This window comes from Streptomyces sp. NPDC050528 (assembly GCF_044457795.1).
GTDB lineage: Bacteria > Actinomycetota > Actinomycetes > Streptomycetales > Streptomycetaceae > Streptomyces.
On the sequence record NZ_JBITHH010000009.1, the window covers coordinates 425,541 to 444,409 of the forward strand.

The 18,869-nt window shown below is 70.2% G+C and carries 18 protein-coding genes; 6 read left to right on the top strand and 12 right to left on the bottom strand.

Features of this window, described 5'->3' with window-relative positions:
- The first annotated feature begins 2 nt into the window (after positions 1 to 2).
- A complete protein-coding gene (locus ACIBK4_RS31065; RefSeq protein ID WP_398999927.1) occupies positions 3 to 1,187 on the top strand; it encodes an acyl-CoA dehydrogenase family protein in 1,185 nt (394 codons plus the stop codon).
- Positions 1,188 to 1,201: 14 nt separating this feature from the next.
- On the opposite strand, the gene ACIBK4_RS31070 is transcribed toward ACIBK4_RS31065, so the two are convergent.
- Entirely contained in the window at positions 1,202 to 1,723 is a 522-nt protein-coding gene (locus ACIBK4_RS31070) for an adenylate kinase (protein WP_398999929.1), read from the bottom strand.
- A 56-nt stretch (positions 1,724 to 1,779) separates the two neighbouring features.
- Here ACIBK4_RS31070 and ACIBK4_RS31075 point away from each other — a divergent pair, with 56 nt between their 5' ends.
- Positions 1,780 to 2,706: an ADP-ribosylglycohydrolase family protein gene (locus ACIBK4_RS31075; protein ID WP_398999931.1), complete on the top strand. Its 927-nt coding sequence runs from the start codon at positions 1,780 to 1,782 to the stop codon at positions 2,704 to 2,706.
- On the opposite strand, the gene ACIBK4_RS31080 is transcribed toward ACIBK4_RS31075, so the two are convergent.
- The 8 genes from ACIBK4_RS31080 to ACIBK4_RS31115 all read right to left on the bottom strand — a co-directional run bounded on the left by ACIBK4_RS31080 (position 2,690) and on the right by ACIBK4_RS31115 (position 10,062).
- On the bottom strand, positions 2,690 to 3,001 hold the full coding sequence (locus ACIBK4_RS31080) for a hypothetical protein (protein ID WP_398999933.1): 312 nt from the start codon (positions 2,999 to 3,001) through the stop codon (positions 2,690 to 2,692). The two genes, ACIBK4_RS31075 and ACIBK4_RS31080, sit on opposite strands and share 17 nt — an antisense overlap.
- A 30-nt stretch (positions 3,002 to 3,031) precedes the next feature.
- Entirely contained in the window at positions 3,032 to 3,724 is a 693-nt protein-coding gene (locus ACIBK4_RS31085; RefSeq protein WP_398999935.1) for a DJ-1/PfpI family protein, read from the bottom strand.
- A 132-nt stretch (positions 3,725 to 3,856) separates the two neighbouring features.
- A complete protein-coding gene (locus tag ACIBK4_RS31090; protein WP_398999937.1) occupies positions 3,857 to 4,492 on the bottom strand; it encodes a hypothetical protein in 636 nt (211 codons plus the stop codon).
- A 4-nt stretch (positions 4,493 to 4,496) separates the two neighbouring features.
- On the bottom strand, positions 4,497 to 5,387 hold the full coding sequence (locus ACIBK4_RS31095; protein WP_398999939.1) for a carbohydrate ABC transporter permease: 891 nt from the start codon (positions 5,385 to 5,387) through the stop codon (positions 4,497 to 4,499).
- Positions 5,387 to 6,340 (bottom strand): carbohydrate ABC transporter permease, encoded by a 954-nt coding sequence (locus ACIBK4_RS31100; RefSeq protein ID WP_398999941.1) that lies wholly within the window; start codon positions 6,338 to 6,340, stop codon positions 5,387 to 5,389. Before ACIBK4_RS31100 ends, ACIBK4_RS31095 begins: the two co-directional genes overlap by 1 nt.
- Positions 6,337 to 7,656 carry an ABC transporter substrate-binding protein gene (locus tag ACIBK4_RS31105; protein ID WP_398999943.1) on the bottom strand — a complete coding sequence of 440 codons (1,320 nt, stop codon included), beginning with the start codon at positions 7,654 to 7,656 and terminating at the stop codon, positions 6,337 to 6,339. The genes ACIBK4_RS31100 and ACIBK4_RS31105 overlap by 4 nt, the downstream gene beginning before the upstream one ends.
- 310 nt (positions 7,657 to 7,966) lie before the next feature.
- A complete protein-coding gene (locus tag ACIBK4_RS31110; RefSeq protein ID WP_398999945.1) occupies positions 7,967 to 9,373 on the bottom strand; it encodes a condensation domain-containing protein in 1,407 nt (468 codons plus the stop codon).
- Between the two features lie 158 nt (positions 9,374 to 9,531).
- Positions 9,532 to 10,062: an FABP family protein gene (locus ACIBK4_RS31115; RefSeq protein ID WP_398999947.1), complete on the bottom strand. Its 531-nt coding sequence runs from the start codon at positions 10,060 to 10,062 to the stop codon at positions 9,532 to 9,534.
- 353 nt (positions 10,063 to 10,415) lie between these two features.
- Between ACIBK4_RS31115 and ACIBK4_RS31120 the strand changes: the two genes are divergently transcribed.
- Complete coding sequence (locus tag ACIBK4_RS31120; RefSeq protein ID WP_398999949.1) at positions 10,416 to 11,411, top strand: phospholipase D-like domain-containing protein; 996 nt, start codon at positions 10,416 to 10,418, stop codon at positions 11,409 to 11,411.
- On the opposite strand, the gene ACIBK4_RS31125 is transcribed toward ACIBK4_RS31120, so the two are convergent.
- Positions 11,408 to 12,622, bottom strand: coding sequence for a PucR family transcriptional regulator (locus ACIBK4_RS31125; protein ID WP_398999951.1), 1,215 nt, complete (start codon positions 12,620 to 12,622; stop codon positions 11,408 to 11,410). The genes ACIBK4_RS31120 and ACIBK4_RS31125 overlap by 4 nt on opposite strands.
- A gap of 35 nt (positions 12,623 to 12,657) precedes the next feature.
- Positions 12,658 to 15,447 carry a LuxR C-terminal-related transcriptional regulator gene (locus tag ACIBK4_RS31130; RefSeq protein ID WP_398999954.1) on the bottom strand — a complete coding sequence of 930 codons (2,790 nt, stop codon included), beginning with the start codon at positions 15,445 to 15,447 and terminating at the stop codon, positions 12,658 to 12,660.
- A 563-nt stretch (positions 15,448 to 16,010) separates the two neighbouring features.
- On the opposite strand from ACIBK4_RS31130, the gene ACIBK4_RS31135 reads away from it, so the two are divergent.
- Positions 16,011 to 17,255 (top strand): IS110 family transposase, encoded by a 1,245-nt coding sequence (locus ACIBK4_RS31135; RefSeq protein ID WP_398999956.1) that lies wholly within the window; start codon positions 16,011 to 16,013, stop codon positions 17,253 to 17,255.
- 65 nt (positions 17,256 to 17,320) lie between these two features.
- On the opposite strand, the gene ACIBK4_RS31140 is transcribed toward ACIBK4_RS31135, so the two are convergent.
- Entirely contained in the window at positions 17,321 to 17,785 is a 465-nt protein-coding gene (locus tag ACIBK4_RS31140) for a hypothetical protein (RefSeq protein WP_398999958.1), read from the bottom strand.
- A 259-nt stretch (positions 17,786 to 18,044) separates the two neighbouring features.
- Between ACIBK4_RS31140 and ACIBK4_RS31145 the strand changes: the two genes are divergently transcribed.
- Entirely contained in the window at positions 18,045 to 18,512 is a 468-nt protein-coding gene (locus ACIBK4_RS31145; RefSeq protein WP_399000091.1) for a DUF1003 domain-containing protein, read from the top strand.
- Between the two features lie 68 nt (positions 18,513 to 18,580).
- Positions 18,581 to 18,862, top strand: coding sequence for a WhiB family transcriptional regulator (locus ACIBK4_RS31150; RefSeq protein WP_398999960.1), 282 nt, complete (start codon positions 18,581 to 18,583; stop codon positions 18,860 to 18,862).
- The last annotated feature ends 7 nt before the right edge of the window (positions 18,863 to 18,869 follow it).

Below are 18,869 nucleotides of genomic sequence, written 5' to 3' on the forward strand. Positions count from 1 at the left end.
CCATGGCTCCGTTATCAACGCCCCCGTCCGATGCCGGCCTCGTCGAGCGGGTGCGGGCGATCCAACCTCTCCTCCGCGAGCACGCGTTGCGCACCGAGCAGGAGAGAAGGGTGACGGGGGAAGTGATGGCGGCGTTGACAGAAGCCGGGGTCTACCGGATGAACGTCCCCCGGCGGTACGGGGGTTACCAGAGTCCGCTGAGTACGCAGGTCGAGGTGTTGAGCGAGATCGCCGCCGGGTGCGGTTCGACCGGGTTCATGGCACTGATCCAGGCCGGTTGTTCGTACATCGCCGCGCTCTTCTCCGACGAGGCCCAGGACGAGATCTTCACCGGTCCGGACGTGCGGGTGGGCGGCACGCTCATCCCGGATGCCCTCGCGGTCGCGACGAGCGGCGGCTATGTCGTCAACGGCACGTCGGCCTTCGCCACCGGCTGTCAGTACGCCGACTGGCATCTGCTGACGGCCCGGGTCGAGTCCGCAGGCGGTCCGCCCGAGCTGCTGTGGACCGCCGTACCGATGTCCGATCTGGAGATCCTCGACGACTGGTACGTCTCGGGGTTGGCGGGGAGCGGCAGCAACAGCGTCGTCGCGCGGAACGTGTTCGTACCGGCTCACCGGGTGCTGCCCGTAGGGCCTTTGCTGCGCGGCCACGTGGCCTCCAAGACCAACGCCGAGGACCCCTTCTACCGGATGCCGGTGCTGCTGCTGTTCTGTGCCTGGACGGCGCCGAACGCGCTGGGTCTGGCCCGGGCGGCCCTCGCGGAGTTCACCGAGCGGATCCACCATCGGGGTATCACGTACACGTTCCACGAGCGGCAGTACGAGGCGGGCGTCACGCATCTGCAGATCGCCGAGGCGGCGATGAAGATCTCCTGTGCCGAGTTGCTGGCCCGGGAGTTCGTCGCCCGGATCGAGGCCGGCCCCGAGAACGGCGAGCCGTACACACAGGCGGACCGGGCCAGGATCCGGGCGCAGAACGGCTATGCGGCGCGGCTGTGCAAGGAGGCCGTGGACCTCATCGCCTCCGCGTCCGGGGCGTCCTCCCTCCACCGGGAGGTCCCCGTCCAGCGTGCGGTGCGTGACCTGCAAGCGCTCAACCTGCATTCCTTCGTCAACCCCACCACGAACCTGGAGCTGTACGGCCGGGTGCTGTCCGGGCTCGACGCGGGCACGCCGTTCCTCTGAGCAGGCCGAGAGCTTCAGCCCAAGGACGCCAACCAGGCCTCGGTGTCGGCGGGTTGGGCGAACCGGTGTGTGGTGAGCGGTACGAAGCGCGGGTCGCTGGTACGGCTCTCGATCTCGCGGCGCCGGCCCGCGTGCTGGGACCAGGCCCACCAGGCCGGGTGTTCCCGGCTCAACCAGCCCGCCCACGTTTCCCTGTTTCCCCCGAAGATGCTCTCGCGGGTGACCGTGCGCCGGAGTGACCGGCGCAGCACGCGCGGCATGATCACGCGTCTCGGGTAGTCCAGCCAGAGGACCGTGTCGGCCTTCTCCCAGAGCAGGTCGCGGACTTCGGGCGAGCCGATCGAGTCGATGATCCAGCGGGGTGCGGAGGTGAGGCGCAGGACGTCGTCGGTCAGGCCTTCGTTGACCGTCCAGTTGGGACCGGTGAAGTAGAGGGCGTCCATCTCGTGGTACGGCACGCCGAGCCGCTCGCCGACCGTCCGGGCGAGTGTCGACTTGCCCGCGCCTGTCGCCCCGACCACCAAGATCCGTTCCATCCCGGCACCTTAACTACGATGTGCGGTGCCCGCCGATCATTAACAGGAGCCCCGCCATGAGCAGTCCGCGCCACGCCCACGCCTCCCTCGACGGGCTGGTGACAGGCGACGCCTTCGGTGACGGCTGGTTCACGCGGTCCGACGAGGACGCCGAGGAGTTGTGGGCCGCGCGGGAGCTGCGCCCGGCGCCGTGGCTGTGGACGGACGACTCGGCCATGGCGTTCGTCCTGTTCGCCCATCTGATGGCTCATGGCGAGGTCCAACCGGACGCCCTGGCAGGGGAGTTCGCCGCCGAGTACGCGCGGGACCCCAGCCGGGGCTACGGCCCGTCCATGCACGGCATCCTGCGCCGCATCGGCGACGGCGAGGACTGGCAGGCCGTCACCACCGGGCAGTTCGGCGGTCAGGGGTCCTACGGCAACGGCGCCGCGATGCGGGTGGCACCGCTGGGGGCCTGGTTCCGGGACGACTTGGCGGTCGCCGCCGAACAGGCCCGGCTGTCCGCGCTGACCACCCACGCTCACCCGGAAGCCGTCGCGGGTGCGGTGGCCGTGGCGGTCGCCGCCGCGCTGGCGGCCGCCGGTGCGGGTCAACAGGCCCCGCCCCGGGCCGAGTTCCTGCGCGAGGTCGCCTCACACGTGCCGGACGGCGACGTCCGTTCCGGCCTGTTGGTCGCCGCGAACTTCTCCGCGCGGACGTCGGTACGGCACGCGGCGTCCGTCCTGGGCTCGGGGACTCTGATCTCCGCTCCGGACACCGTGCCGTTCGCCCTGTGGTCCGCCGCGGGTCAACTGGACGATCTGCCCGAGGCGTTGTGGCAGACCGTGGCCGGGTGGGGCGACCGGGACACGACCTGCGCGATCGCGGGCGGTGTGGTCGCGGCCCGCACGGGCACGGGCGGCGTCCCGTCCGCGTGGCGGGAGGCACGCGAGGCGATCCCCGACTGGAGCGGCTGGACCGGACAGGTCAGTCCGTCCCAGTGACCCGGCGTCGGCCGGTGACCTTCGAGGCGGGGAGACGTCCGGCCTTCGAGGTGCCGGTGAGGGTGTCGCCCTCGACGGTGACCGCGAAGGTCAGGTTCAGCCGCAGCGGCTTGGTGACCGCCTGTCTCCAGGTGATGCGGTCGCCGTCGACGACGATGTCGCGGAGGGGGACCTCCTCGCCCGCACCGTGCGCGACTCCGGTGAACTCGGCGCCGTCCCGGCTCAGTTCGAGGACGGGCTTGATGCGGCCGACGGGTGTGGCGATGGTCAGGTCCCAGACGCCTTCGATGGGCATGAGTGATTCCTTCTTGTGGTGGGGGGGCGGTCACAGGGCGGCAGGCGTCGGACCCTGGGCCCGCCAGGTGGTGCCCCGGCGTTCGTGTGCGAAGAGTTCCTCCACGACGTGGGCGATCCGCGGACCGATCTCCCGCTCCAGGAGGTAGAGGCCCAAGTCGAGCCCGGAGGTGACGCCGGCGCCGGTGACCAGGTCGCCGTCGTCGACGACGCGGGCGTGGACGGCGTTGACACCCGTGGCTTCGAGCATGTCCAGGCCCAGGTGATGGGTGGTGGCGTTGCGACCCTCGATGAGCCCGGCCATGGCAAGGACCAGCGAGCCGCCGCACAGCGCGGCGACAGTGATCCGCGGGCTGTCCAGCGCGGCCTTCAGCAGACCCGGCAGTTCGGTGGTCAGGGTGCGGCCGAGCAGCACGGGGATGAACTCGTCCTGCTGCCACGCCGGTTCACCGCCGGCGTCGATGTCGGGCACCTCGCCCGGCTCCCCCACCCGCCCGGAAGCCCCCGGTACGAGGACGAGCCCGGAGCGCGCCGGGTCGAGCGTTGCGGTGGCCCGCAACTTCAGGCCACCGGTACCGCTCACCACCTCCCGGGGCCCTTCGGCCGAGACCAGTTCCACGGTGACCGCGCCACCGGACGCGGTACCACCGGCGTACAGAACCTCATAGGGAGCGACCACGTCGAGCGGGTCGAATCCGTCGAACAGAACAATCTGGACGTGCATGTGGCGTCTTCCGTGAGAGAGGGTGCCGGCGTTCGCCGGCCTCTCCCTCGACCGTAGGAGGGGGTGCGGAAGGCAACCAGGGGGTGCGGTGACAGAGGTCGACGGGATCTCGCCACGCGTCGAAGGCGCCGGTCAGCCTCCCGAACCGACGGCCGCGTCGGCGTCGCGGGCAGGCTCGATACGTCGTAGCTCGACCGCCGTGACCGCAAAGGCCAGGGGCCCCGGCAGCAGCAGGGCGAGCAGCGGCAGCATCCACAGGAACGCGACGCACAGTCCGACCGCCGTCGCGATCAGGGCGCAGCCCACCGGGTCCGCCATCGAGCGGGTCACGGCCCGGTTCAGGGCCGGGATCCAACCGTGTGCCACCTCCGGATCGGCGGCGCCGCGCAGGGCGACGACGAGCCCGGCCACCGCGACGGCGATCAGCGCCCAGGACATCGGACGGGCGCCGGGGAGGCCCGCCCCCGCAAGCGCCAGGTCGAGGACGACCAGGGCCACCGCCGCGAACACGGTCACGCCCGCCAGCAGCACACGGCGGAGTCCCTGGGCGCGGAACTCGGCGACGTACTCCCCCATGGTCACCGGCCGGTCCTCGCGGATCGACCGGCGCAGGACCGCGCAGGCCGCGGCGAACGCCGTAGGAGCCGTGATCAGGGGGAGGGAGGCGACCGCTGCGGCCAGGCCGACGGCGAGCATGTCGGCGAAGAGGGTGAAGCGGGGGCCGAACAGCTCGCCGGGTTCCCGGCGTTGGGGTGCGAGGGAACTCATCGGGTCAGCCCTTCAGTCCGGAGGTCGCCATGCCCTCCACCAGGTAGCGCTGGAAGGCGAAGAAGAACAGCACGATGGGCACGATCGAGATCACCGACATCGCGAACATCGGGCCGTAGGCGGAGGTGCTGGACTGGTCGACGAAGTTGCGCAGGGCCAGGGTGATCGTGAACTTCTCCGGGTCGAAGAGGTAGATCAGCTGGGTGAAGAAGTCGTTCCAGCTCCAGATGAAGGTGAAGATCGCGGTGGTGATCAGGGCCGGGCGGGTCAGCGGGAGGACCACCGACCAGAAGATGCGGAACGGTCCGCAGCCGTCGATGCGGGCGGCCTCGTCCAGTTCGCGGGGCAGGCCGCGCATGAACTGGACGATGAGGAAGACGAAAAAGGCCTCCGTGGCAAGGAACTTGGGCAGGATCAGCGGCCAATAGGTGTCCACCATGCCGAGTTTGTTGAAGATGATGTACTGCGGGATCAGTACGGCGTGGTGCGGCAGCATCATCGTGGCGATCATGAAGCCGAACATCGGGCCTCGCATCCGGAACCGCAGCCGGGCGAAGGCGTAGGCGGCGAGGGAGCAGGAGACGACGTTCCCGATGACCGAACCGACGCTGATCAGCAGGGAGTTGAGGAGCAGGCGGGAGATCGAGACGCCGCTGATTCCGTCCAGGGCGGTGGTGTAGTTCGACCACTCGATGTGACTCGGCAGCAGTTTGAGGCTGGTGAGGACCTCGTTCGCCGGCTTCAGCGAGGTGGCGAGGAGCCAGACCAACGGGTAGAGCAGGACGAGGAGTACGGCCACCAGGCCGACGTGTTTCGCGATCGCCGCGGCGCGAGTGCGGCCGGCGGCGGTCTTGAGGCCGGCGGCGCTCTTCAAGTCGGGCACGGTCGTGGCCATCAGGCCCCCTCGTTGGCGTAGAAGACCCAGGAGCGCGAGGTCCTGAAGAGGACGAGCGTGACCGCGCCGATGGCCAGGAGCAGGACCCAGGCCATGGCGGAGGCGTAGCCCATGTGCGAGGCGGTGAAGCCTCGTTCGTAGAGGTAGAGCGTGTAGAACTCGGTCGAGTCGGCCGGTCCGCCGTTGCCGCCGCTGATCGCGAAGGCGGGGGTGAAGACCTGGAAGGACTGGATGGTCTCCAGGACGAGGTTGAAGAAGACCACCGGGGACAGCATGGGCAGGGTCACGGACACGAACCGGCGCCACTTGCCCGCGCCGTCGAGTGCGGCGGCCTCGTACAGGTCGGCCGGGATCTGCTGGAGCCCGGCGAGGAAGATGACCATCGGGGCGCCGAACTGCCAGGCGGAGAGCAGCGCGACGACGAACACCGCGAGGTGCGGGTCCGAGACCCAGCCGCCGGTGTGGATGCCGATGGAGGACAGCAGTTCGTCGACGGTGCCGCCGTCGTTGTAGAGCGCCCGCCACACCAGCGCGACCGCCATGCTCGCGCCGAGCAGTGACGGGGCGTAGAAGGCCGAGCGGTAAAAGCCTTTGGCCTTGCGGGTGTTGCTGAGCAGCAGGGCGACGCCGAGGGCGATGGCGAGTTTGAGGGGGACGGCGACCACGACGTAGAGGAGGGTGGTGCCGACCGAGCGCCAGTACCTCGGGTCCGCGGTGAACATGTCGCTGTAGTTGCGCAGTCCGACCCACTTGGGCGGGTCGAAGAGGTTGTAGTCGGTGAACGACAGGTACAGCGACACGGCCATGGGGGCGAGTGTCAGGAGGACGACTCCGAGGATCCATGGCGTGAGGAAGATGTAGGCGGGGCCGCCGCGTTGACCGCGCTTGCGGTGTTCCGGTGGTGTCGCGGTGGCGGGTGCGGTGCGGGGCGGTGGGGTTGCCGTGGTGGTCATCGCAGCTCCCGCTTCGCCTCGGCGACGTACTCCTCGGCGGCGCCGCGCGGGCTCTCCATGCCGTAGGAGACGCGCTGGTAGTCGCGGGTGAAGGAGACCTGGAGGACGACGTCGCCGCGGGGCGGTGCCATGGGTGGGGCCGAGGTGCCGTGGGCGGCGATGGTGCGGCCGTAGTCGTAGACCTCTTTCTCCGGGCCGGTCAGGCCCTTGCCTATCTCCTCGGCGATCTTCTCGTTGGGGGGTGTGGAGCGGGTGACGCCGAGGATCTTGCCGGCGGCGGGGTCGTTGAGCAGGAAGTCGATCAACTCGGCCGCCTCCTTGGGGTGTTGGGTCCCGGCGCCCGCGCCGATGAGCATGGTCGGCTTGAAGTACTGGCCCACCTTGCCGTCGGTCGTGGGGACGGGCGCGAAGTGGACCTGGTCGCCGAGCAGGGGCGGGTAGCCGAGGAAGGGGGCGTCCCAGTTGAAGTCGGTCGCGGCCAGGCCGCGTCCCATCGGGGTGTCCTCGACGGGGCCGCCGACCTGGGCGGTGTCCCTGGCCGTCGAGACGATGCCCGCGCGGCGCAGCTTGTCGGTGAAGGTCCAGAAGTCGGTCAAGTCGTCGGCGGTGAAGCCGAGTCGGTGCTCGGAGGCGTACAACTCCTTGCCCCTGCCGCGCAACCAGGTCTCGAAGGCGTCCTCGTTCACGCCGAGGTCCGAAAGGCCGGTGTAGGCATGCCCGTTGGGGCCCTTCATGCCGAGCGCGCTGATCTTCCTGCCGGCATCCGCCCAGTCGTCCCAGGTCCAGCCCGGCTCGGGTGTCGCGACTCCGGCCTTCTTGAAGACGGCGGCGTCGTAGACGATGCCGGTCGTGCCCTTGCCCATGGGGAGGGCGTACTGCTTGTCGTCGTAGACGCCGGTGCGGGTCAGGGTCTTGTCGAAGTCGGCCGTCCGGAGCGTGCCGTTCCTGACGTAGGGGCCGAGGTCGAGGAGGGTTCCGCTGCCCGCGTACTGGGATATCTGGCGGTAGTCGAGCTGGGCCACGTCGGGGAGGTCGCCGCCCGCCGCCTGGGTGGCGAGCTTCTGCACGTACGCCGGGTAGCCGGCGAAGGAGGTGCGGACCGTGATGTTCGGGTGGCGTTTCTCGAAGAGGGCCACGGCGGCGTTGGTGCGTTGCGCACGGTCGTCGTTGCCCCACCAGGCGAAGGTGAGTGTCACTTTCCCGCCTGCCGCCGTGCTCGCTCCGCCCCCGTCGGAACAGCCGGCGAGAAGGGGGGCGAACAGGGCGCCCGCAGCGGCGCCGAGGACAGCTCGTCTCCGGAAACTGGGTGGCGTCATGGCGATGCCTCCTGAGTGGGGCGTGGACATCGTTGTCTGAGGTCAGGAGTTGTTGCACCGTCCGGCGAAGGGTGGGGGGAACGGACGGACGGCAGGGCACGAGAGCACGACCGATCGGGCCGCGTCGGATGAACGGCGGGGGTATGGCAAGCGCTTTCGCCTGCAGAGAACCTAGGTCCCGTCCGTCCGGTCGGTCAACGGTCCTGCATCATGTTTGTTCGGACATGGGGCGCGCGTACGCAGGTCGGTACGGTGCCGTGCCGCGCGTGCGCAAGTCGGTACGGGGAGGTGCCGCGCGCCCCGCTCGCCCCTAGGCGGGACCGACCCCCGCGGGCAAGGCCTGCCGGGCCACCTCGACGAGCCGCTCCCGCACGAGCTCCATGCACAGCCGCATGTTCTTGTCCGCGATGTCGTTGTCCGGGATGCGGCACGCGAACTGCAGGCCCTCGTGGACCCGCGTCACCCACGCGCACACCTGGTCGCCGTACGACACCCGGATCAGTCCGTACGCCTTCAGCTCCTGCCAGCGCTCCGAACCGGGCAGGGCGCGCGAGTCGACGTAGGAGACGATCGAGTACAGGTCGGGGGACGTGGGCCGGAAGTCGGCGCCCAGCAGGCGCAGGACGCGGGCGATGGGCATGCGGGCCAGCGGACGGTTCTCGCGGAGGGTGGCGCGGACCATGCGCAGGGCGTGGTCGAAGTCGGTGGCGTGCTGGACGGGGATCTCGATCGGAGCGCCGCCCACGTACCAGCCGACCGAGTCGGCCCAGCGCGACTTGGCCCGGGTGTGGAAGGGAACGACGGTGCGGTACACGTCGAGGCCGCTGATCTCGCGGGCGGCGAGGGCGACGGCCGCCAGGATGCCGACGAGGCTTCCGCCGTGGGGACGGCAGTACGCCTCGAAGGCCGCGGCGTCGGTTTCGTCGACGAGCATCTCCTGGAGGAACTTCTGGGTGGGCAGCGGGCCTTCGGGGTCGAGGCCGAGGTCGACGGGGAAGTTCGGCAGTTTGCCGTCGCAGCGGGCGATGAACTCGCGCCAGCGGGAGACGACGGTGTGCGTGTCGTCGATCTGGTCGGCGTCCGTGCGCTCGCCCGCGCAGAAGTCGATGTAACTGGCGACGGGCGCCGACTCGACGTCCTTCCCGGCGAGGCCGGCCGCGTACAGCTCGTGCACCTCGCCCGCGATGCGGTGGAGGGAGTAGGCGTCGACGTTGCTGTGGTCGAAGGCGAGGTACACGCTCGTGCCGTCGTCGCGGACGACCGCCGCGAAGAGGAAGTTGGGCCAGGTGAGCGCGTCGGCCGCCACATCGAAACGGTCCTGCATGTACCGGGTGAGCGTCACCGCGTCCGCGAAATCGCCCACGTCCTCGCGGTGCAGGGCCACCGCGTCGGCGTCCAGGGTGAAGCGGCGCATCTCGTCACCGGCCCAGCGGAAGCCGCTGCGCAGCGTCTCGTGCCGGAGCATCCAGGACCGCAACGCGCTTTGCAGGACGTCGAGTTCGATCCGGCCCGGCATGTCGAAGGCGGTGCCGAGCCAGGTCGGCACGAACAGCCCGTCCTCGCGGACCGTGCGCGCCGTCCGGATGTGGGACTCCTGCACGTACGCCGGTGGCCGCGCGTCGTCCGGGAGCGCCCGCGCCGCTCCTACGGCCGTCGGGTGCAGCGTCCACTCGACGAGTCGGCCGGGCCGGATCTCGCACCGTTGAAGGTCACTCATGCGCACAGGGCTCTCCGTTCGCCTGCCCACGGGAGGCCGCCGGGCACCACTGTCGATCCACGCCTCCATGCCGCTCGGGCACCGCTCACTGCATGAGGAGATCAACGATCGGATATTCGGAAAGCAACGCTGTGAACAGGCTTGCTGATCAGTTCACTTCAGTCCGTGCGGTGGAGCCGCGCCGCGAGGTGGTGTTGCAGCGGTTGTCCCACGGCTTCCAGGTCGTGGGTGAAGGCGAGTGTGGCTTCGTCGGTCAGGGTGTAGCGGCGGCGGGTGGCGGTGACGTTCTTGGCGGTGGGGGTGAGGGCGATCTCGTGGGTGGTCAGGTCGATCGTGCCGTCGGCGGCGGTTCCGGTGAGGATCTCCGCGATGCCGGTGGGCTGGGTGATGAGTGCCTCGACCCGGCCGTCGGGTTGCAGGCGCCACCAGCCGCTCTCGCGGGCGGCCGGGCGGAGTGGTGTGCCGTCGGCGTTAAGGATCCAGGCGCGGGCCTCGTAGTGCAGGAAGGGGCGGCCGTCGTGGGTGAAGGTGACGTCCTGGGCGTAGGTGAAGTCGCCGTCGATGGTGGGGTATTCGCCCTTGCCCTGGCCTTGCCAGTTGCCCAGGAGGGCGAGGACCGGGGTGAGGAGGGGGTGGGGTGCGGGTTGCTCGTCGGGGTGGTGGGCGTCGGGGTATGGGGGGTTGGGCACGGGGGCGCTCCTGGTGTTGATGCGTGAGTCGGTGCGCAGCCTAGGCGCTCCGCTGGTAGTAGCCCGATATGCCGTCGTTTGGCTGCCGCGCCGTTGTGGCTGGGCGCGCAGTTCCCCGCGCCCCTTACAGGGCGCCGCAGTTGACCCGGAATCCACCTGCTACGAAGTTTTTGCTAACTCGCGGGGACCCCATGAACCGGGTCCCACCTGCGTGGAGTCCCCTTTGTCCAGCTGAACTCGTGGTCGGTAATCGTGAGTTCACCCGGCTTCCCTTCCACCGCGTTCTACGCGCGTGGTGTCATGCACCTGCCCGCCACCCCCCACGTGGGCATCAACTCGACTAGGAGTCACGCATGTTGAGGACGTTCCTCGGCCGCGCGGGTGTCGCGCTGGCAGCCGGCGCCACGCTCTTCGTCACGGCTGTCCCCGCCAACGCCGCGACGTACACCGCCTTCGCCTTCTCGCAGGCGGGCACCACTCAGCCGACCATCTACGACTTCATCAACTCGGCCACCTCCTCGCTCGACATGACGATGTACGAGCTGGAGGACACCACGGCCGTCAACGACCTGATCGCCCTGGAGAAGAAGGGCGTCACCGTACGCGTGGTCCTGGACCGCGCGCACCAGTCCGCCAACAGCTCGGCGTACACGGCGCTGACGAACGCGGGCGTGGGTGTCGTGTGGTCGCCGTCCAGCTTCGTCTACACGCACCAGAAGACGATCACCGTGGATGCCACCAAGTCCCTTGTCCTGACCGGCAACCTGACCTCGCAGTACTACTCGACCGGCCGGGACTACGGCGTCTTCACCGACGACACCCGTGATGTCGCCGCGATCGAGAAGGTGTTCAACGCGGACTACGCCGGCACCTCGATCACCCCGACCGACGGCGACCATCTGCTCTGGTCCCCCACCGACTCCCGCGCCCGGCTGCTGACCGTGATCAACGCGGCCACCACGACCCTGGACGTCGAGGAGCTGGAGTTCAGCGACAGCACGGTGGTCAACGCGATCGTGGCCAGAGCGAAGGCGGGTGTGACCGTGCGGGTGGTGCTGGAGACCCCGGGCGACTACTCCAGCGAGGTGTCCGCGATCAAGGCGGCGGGCGGCACGGTCGTCGGGTACTCCGACCCCGACGGCTTCTACATCCACGCCAAGGCCATGGTCGCCGACTACGGTCTGTCCACCCAGGAGGTGGAGGCGGGTTCGATGAACATCAGCAGCAACTCGCTCTCCAACAACAGGGAGTTGGGCATCATCCTCACCGGCACGGGAGTGGCCCAGTCCGTCGCCACCACCATCGAGACCACGTTCAAGAGCGACTACGCGGGCGGTACCGCCGCCTAGGGCTTGCGTGTGCCGTCGGTCGGCTCCGGGGTCGGGGGCCTCGGAGTCTGCCGTACGGCGCGCAGGGCGAGGGCGAGTTCGGTGATGCCTCGGGGGTCGGTGAGGGAGCGGCCCGTGTGTTCGGTGATGCGGCGCAGGCGGGTGCGGACGGTGTTGGGGTGGACGTAGAGCTTCTTGGCGGCCTCCTCGGCGGAGCCGCCGCAGGCGAACCAGACGTCCAACGTGTCGAGCAACAGGGCGCGTTCGTCGGCGGGCAGGGCCTCGACGGGGCCGAGGACCTTGGTGGCGACGCGGGCCATGACGTCGGGGGCGCCGGCGGTGGCGACCGCGAGCGGTGAGTCGTCGAAGACGGTCACGGCGGTGCTGCCGGCGTCGCCGCCGCGCAGGGCGACCTTGGCGAAGCGCAGGGCGTCGCCGGTGCGGTTGAGGTCGTCGTAGGAGGGACTCACGCCCACGCGTCGTTCGGCGTGGTCCCGCAACGCCTCGACCAGGTCGGGCAGGTCGCGCGGGGTGCGCAGGTGCACGATGCCCAGTTCGAGGTCGGGGCGCAGTCGCCAGGCGGACCGGATGCCGCGCCGGGTGAGCACGGCCGCGATGTCCGGCAGGGCCCGCCGGCCGATCCGCGGCACCTCCGCGGCGACCACGGTGAACGGACCGTCGCGCGGCACGCGCAGCACCTCCGCCGCGGACCAGACGGCGTCGGCGTCCATGCTCCGGCCCTCCAGCAGGGCCTCCACCAGTGCCGAGCGTTCCTGGTCGCCGGCGAGGAGCCGTTGGGCCACCGCGTCGTGGTATCCGGAGACCATGGCCTCGGTGATGCCGTCCTGGATCTCCCACATGGCGGTGGCGGCCGCGACCAGAACGTCGTTGCCCACCAAGGCGGTTGTGGTGGCCTCGGCGACCACGACCTCCCAGAAGTACTTCACTCCGACGCGGTACGCCGTCATCACGGTGGGCAGCGGCACGTTCTGCCGGGCGCGTCGGCGGCCGATGTCGGCGGCGGCCTCGGTGTCCAGCGGCACCTGTCCGGTGAGCGCCTGGAGCGCGTTGCTCACATGGGTCCGGCAGGCCTCCTCCAGGTCCTCCTCGGGTACCGCGTCGTAGTGGTACTCCCGTGAGCCGGTGCGGATCCGCGCCGCCATCTCCTTCGCCAGTTCCCCGACGCGGTCGAGCAGCACGGTCGCGAGGGCTCGGATCTCCTTGTCGACCAATGTCTTCTCCGGCTCACTGATCAGAAGGGCTCGTTCTACGGTACCGCCGGGCCCGCGGACCGCGCCGTGGCACCGGACGACATCGCCTCCAGGGCGGCGCGGAGCGCGGCGCGCGAGGTGATGCCGAGCTTGGGGTACAGCCGGTGCAGATGGGAGCCGACCGTGCGGTGGGAGAGGAACAGCCGCTCGCCGATCTGCCGGTTGGTGAGGCCGACGGCGGCCAACTCTGCGATCTGCCGTTCCTGCACGGTCAGCGCGGCCGCCGGTGCGGCGGGTCCGCTGGGGGTGACGACGCCGGTGGCGCGCAGTTCGTTGCGGGCCCGCTGGGCCATGGCCGTCGCGCCGATCCGGTCGAAGGTTTCGAGGGCCGCGCTCAGATAGCGGCGGGCGTGGTGGTCGCGGGTGCGGCGCAGCCACTGTCCGTAGGCGAGCTGGATGCGCGCGTGTTCCCACGGCCACCGGGCCGCGTGGGGCAGGGCGAGGGCCGCTTCGAACAGGGGTCCGGCGCCGTGCTCGTCGGCGGCCACGGCCTCGGCTCCGGCGCAGATCAGCGCGGTGCGTGAGGAGATCCGCCGGATGCCCGCCGTCCGCGCGGCGGCGACCTGCTCGCGGGCCTCGTCGATACGGCCGGTGCGGACCGCCGCCTCGACCAGGTTCAGGACGAGCCACCGGCCCGGGATGCCGGCGTTCGGCGCGCCGGAGGGATCGATCCGGCCCACTTGGACGTAGGCCTCCTCGTAGTCGCCCTGTCCCATGGCCGCGAGGTGGCGGGCCGCGCGGGCGTAAGCCTCCGTGACCTCGATACCGCGGGGCGCGGCCCAGGTGGTGGCCTCCTCGCTGCGGGTCCGAGCGAGGTCCGCGTCGCCGCGCAGTGCCGCGCCCGATGCCAGCAGGGCCCGGATCTGCCGCCCCCAGAAGCGGTAGCCGTGGGCCGCCGCCAGCTCCAGCCCCTCCTGTGCCAGGCGTTCGCCCTCGTCCCACCGGCCGTGGACGTAGGAGTCGTGGCAGAGCAGCATCAACGCGGGGACGACCATGGCGATCGCGCCGCCGTCCCGCTCCCGTTCGATCATGCGGGCGACCACGTACCGGTGGTCCGACAGGGCGTCCATCGCGACCGCGGCGAAGGCCAGGGGGATCAGTTCCCAGGGTGCCGGGTCGGCGGGCAGCTGCGCGAAGGCGTCGGCAAGGCCCTTGCGCACCGCGTCGGAGGCGGTGGTGGGGTCGACGTACGCCTCGTAGCACAGCCTGATCGATGTCATCGCGGTCGGTTCGAACCGGTCCAGCGCGGTCTTGAGGAGCTGCCACGGCTCGGGGCGCAGCGCGTAGAGGCTGACGAGCAGCAGCGCGTACAGGGTGCCGTAGTGGTGCCAGTCGTCGGCCGTGGCGGTGGCAGCGTTGTCGTCGAGCGCCCGGGTCAGCAGGCGGTGGGCGGCGTCGATGTCGCCCTCGTCGTGGGTGAGGAGGTGGGCGGTGGCGGCGAAGGCGAGTCCGGTCGGTGTGCCGTCGCCGTGTCCGGCGTCGGCCAACAGCCTTGGTACGTGGTCGAGTTGGCCGGTGAACGTCGCGAGGTAGGCGGCCTCGACCAGGCGGCGGGAGCGGTCGCCCGGGTGCGGGCTGAGTTCACCGGCCCGGACGAGCGCGGCCACGGCGGCGGACGCGGCACCGCGCGGCCGGTCGGAGAGGCCCGGCTCGCCGTGCCGCCAGGCGGCCAGGGCCGTTTCGTCCAGCGCCCGGGCCAGCGTCTCGTCGGGCCCGGTCGCGGCCTCGGCCAGGTGCCACGCCCGACGCTCGGGTACGTCGGTCAGGGCGGCGGCGAGGGCGAGGTGGGCGCGACGGCGTTCGCCGGGGCACGCCAAGTGCACGATCGCGGCCCGGGTCAGCCGATGACGAAAGGTGATGCGGTCGGCGCGCGCGTCGACCTGGAGCAGATCCGCTTCCCGCGCCGGGGCGAGGGCATCGGAGCCCTCGGCCTCCCCAGCGGCCCGCCGGATCACGGCCCGGCCGATCCCGGGGTCAAGTGCGGCCATGAGAAGGGCAGTTCGGGTCGGCGCGGGCAGTCCTCCGACGGCAGAGGCGAAGGCCGCCTCCAGTCGCCCGGACAGGGGCAGGAGCGCGGGAAGCGGGAGGTGACCCGAGCGCTGCCGACTGCTCAGTTCCTTCGGCAACTCCCGCAGCGCGAGCGGGTTCCCCGCAGCCTCGGCCAGCACCCGCCGCCGTACCGACGGCCCCAACTCGGGCCATCGGCCGTCCAGTAACTCGACCGCCTCCGGCTCGGCCAACGGCTCGATCTCCCGCACGGCCAGGTCGAGTTGGCCGCACATACCGTCCCCCCGGGTCCGTGCGGCACCCAGGAAACCGATCGGGTGGCCGCCGATCCTGCGGACGACGAAACCCAGCGCGGTCGCGCTGGCCCGGTCCATCCCCGGCACATCGTCGGCGACCATCAACAACGGCCGTTCGACGGCGACTTCGCCGAGCAGGGCGAGTACCGCGGTCGCTGCGGCCAGCGGATCCGGCGGCAGCCCCGGCGCCAGACCGAAGATCCGGTCGACCACGTCACGGTGGTGACCCGCGAGCCGCTCGGCGTGCCGGCGCAGGGGGTACAGCAACTGATGGAGCGCCGAGTAGTCCATCTCGGCCTCGAACTCCGCGGCGGAGGCACGCAGTACCCGCGTTCCGGCCGCCACGGCCCGTGCCGCGGCGACATCCAGCAGCGCGGTCTTCCCCACCCCGGGGCCGCCACGCAGCAGCAGGCCGGGGCGATCCGCGTCGCACCCGGCCGAGAGCGAGTCGATCAGCTCCAGCTCGGCCGCGCGACCGACCAAGTCAGCTCCAGGCCGTGAGGTCACCGACTTCCCTCCATCAAATTGCTTGCCGAAAGAAATATATCGAATCGGCGAGAGGAATGGTGTGTGTTGTCCCCTCTACGGCAAGATCGTCGCTGATCGAAGCACGCTGGTCGATGTTCCCGGTCACAGCATTCGGAGCCGACGGCAGTGGCCGCCCACACGGCCACGTCGACGTCACCGGAACCGCCGCAGGGGGCGATGGAGCGGGAGACGGCACCGCGCCGTTCCGACCCGCCAAAAAGCAGCAGGCCGTGGGTGGTGCCCCACGACCCGCTGCCCCGGCCGTCCGTCCGGCCGCCGCACCGACAGGCGCGTCAGGAACCCAAGCCGCTGCGCGGCCGCCGTGGAGGCGGGAAAATGGGCCCGTGTCCGTCCGGAACGCCGGTTTCACTGTGATGCCTGTGAGCTCGCGCGTCAGGATGGCGTGTGGGGACCCCTGACAGGGACCGTCGATTGTTGCAGCAGCACGCGGACCAGACTCTTCAGCCCTGTGGTTCCTCCGGACGGCGCGCACAGTCGGCGTTGACCAGGGAGGGTTCATGGACGTACTGCACGAGCGGTGCGCCGCACTCGACATCGGCAAGAAGGATCTCAAGGCGTGCGTCCGCACCCCGAATCCGAGCGGGCGGCGCTCGCGGCGGCAGGAGATCCGTACGTTCGCGACCATGACCAACGCTCTGCTGGAGCTGCGGGACTGGCTGGTCGCCGAACAGGTCACCCTGGTGGTGATGGAGGCAACGGGCGACTACTGGCGGCCGGTGTTCTACCTGCTGGAGGACTGCCTGAACGTGATCCTGGTCAACGCCGCGCACGCCAAGGGCCTGCCCGGACGCAAGACCGACGTCGCCGACAGCCAGTGGCTGTGCCAGCTGGGCGAATGCGGCCTGCTCAAAGCCTCTTTCGTACCGCCGGAGCCCATTCGTCATCTGCGCGACCTCACCCGCTACCGCACCAGCCTCACCATGGAGCGGTCCCGGGAGGCCCAGCGGCTGGAGAAGGAGCTGGAGGACGCGGGCATCAAGCTCTCCAGCGTGGCCACCGACATCCTCGGCGTCTCTGGACGGGCCATGCTCACCGCGCTCATCGACGGCGAACGCGACGTCCACACCCTGGCCCAGATGGCCAAGGCCCGTATGCGCCCCAAGATCCCTGTTCTGGTGGAGGCCCTGACCGGCAACTTCGGCGAACACCACGCCTTCCTGTGCCGACTGCACCTGGAGCGGATCGACCACCTCACCGAGACCATCGCAGAGTTGTCGGCACGGATCGAGGAGGAGATGCTCCCTTTCGCCCACCAACTGGAGTTGCTTGAAACCATCCCCGGCGTCGGCCGGGCCACCGCAGAGGCCGTCATCGCCGAGACCGGCGGCGACATGGGCCGCTTCCGCACCGCCGGCCACCTCGCCTCGTGGGCCGGGGTCTGCCCCGGCCACCACGAATCCGCCGGGAAACACAAATCCGGCAGACGACGCCACGGCAACCGCTGGCTCAACGCCGCACTGGGAACCGCCTCGATGGCCGCCTCGCGCACCAAGGAGAAGACCTACCTCGGCGCCCGCTATCACCGGCTCGTACCCCGCCTCGGCAAGAAGAAAGCCCTGGTCGCCCTCGAACACTCCCTGCTGACCGCCGTCTGGCACATGCTCACCGACAACGTCCCCTATACCGACCTCGGCGGCGACTACTACGCCAAGTACGACCCCGAGCGCGCCATGCGTCGCCTCACCCGACAGGCCAACGCCCTCGGATACACCGTCCGCTTCGACTCCATCGAGGCCCCATGAACACACCCCACCAGTCACCTCGTTGACCAGTACTCATCCTTCATTTTCGGACCAGAGGCCCACGGCTACTGCGCTGCCTCGGCCGCTTCGTCCGCCTCGACCCGCGCCAGCACCGCGTCCAGCGTGGCGTACTCGGCCTCCTCCACGGCCGCGATGGCGAACTCGACGGCGTCGGCGGCGTAGTCCTCGGCGTCGTCGGCCGCGTGCCCGAGACGCTTCGCGTCGCGCTCGGCCTTGCGGTCCTCCAGCTTTGTGCGGACCGCGCCGACGTGGTCCTGCCAGGAGGTCTGTACCTGGTCCCAGCTTCCGGTGACGTTCGCCTTGGCCCGCCGGCCGCTCGACTGCAGCCGCTGCGCGCCCTGTTCGGCCTTGTCCTTGGCGTCGGCCACCGCGGCGGACAGCTTCTGCCGGTCCTCCGCGACACTCGCGGCCACGGTGCGCTGGGCATCCTGGGCCTTCTGGGACAGCTCGGCGAGACGGCCGGCGGGGCCGTCCGAGGTGGCGTTCTTCTGCGGCGTCGGGTCCGACATGGTGATCCCTTCCTTGGCGGATACGTCCTGCTCGATGACGCGGGGTACCGGGGTACACGCCTCAACTGCCCGTCACTCTCCCGTCGCGCCGCCCCGGCCCGCTTGGGTCAATCGACTCAATGGACGGCCTACGGCTGCGCAATGCGGCCTCGCCCGCAGTCGGTTGACCCAAGGAAGCCGCCCGGCCCCTCCCTACGCTGAGGGACGTCTCTCGTGAGCAGCGGATCAAGGAGTGCCCGTGCCCCCTGGAACCAATGGGTTGGACATACGACTGCCGAACGAGCAGGCCGTGCTCGCGCGGATGCGCGGAACCCAGGACCGGATCGCCGACGCGATCACCACCTTCGCCGGGACCATGCAGTTCGTGTATCTGCACGCGCTGTGGTTCGCGGTCTGGATCACCTTCAACGAGGGCCTGTTCGGCCCGTCCGCGATCTGGGACCCCTACCCGTTCGGACTGCTGACGATGATCGTCAGCCTGGAGGCGATCTTCCTGTCGACCTTCGTGATGGTGAGCCAGAACCGCCAGGCGATCCGCGAGAAGGTCCGCGCCGACCTCGACTTCGAGACCAACATCCGCTCCGAGGTGTGGTCGGCCCACATGGGCCATGTCCTCGGGATCAGCGCCGAGCAGGTCGAGCAGGACGTACGGACACTCCTCGCGCAGAACCGGGCGAAGATGAACGACTCCGAGCCGATACCGACCGCCCATCGGTCAATCGACTGAAGCCGTGACGCAGCCCCGGCGGCGACGATGCTCCGCACCGGATCGACCCGTCACCGGGAGGAAGCGTCATGATCTCTCGCCATCGCCCCTTCATCGCCTACTGGGAGTGGCAGCAGCACGCCCTCTGCCGGGGCATGGACAGTTCCGTCTTCTTCTCCCCGCCCGGCGAGCGCGGCACCGCGAAACGGGCGCGGGAGAAGAAGGCCCGGGCCGTCTGCGGGAGCTGCCCCGTGATCGAGGTCTGCGCCCGGATCGCGATGAACGGCCCCGAGTCGTACGGCGTGTGGGGCGGCCTGTCGGAAGGCGAACGCAACGCGCTTCGACGGCCGCCCAGGCGAAGGCGCAGGTGACTCCGGG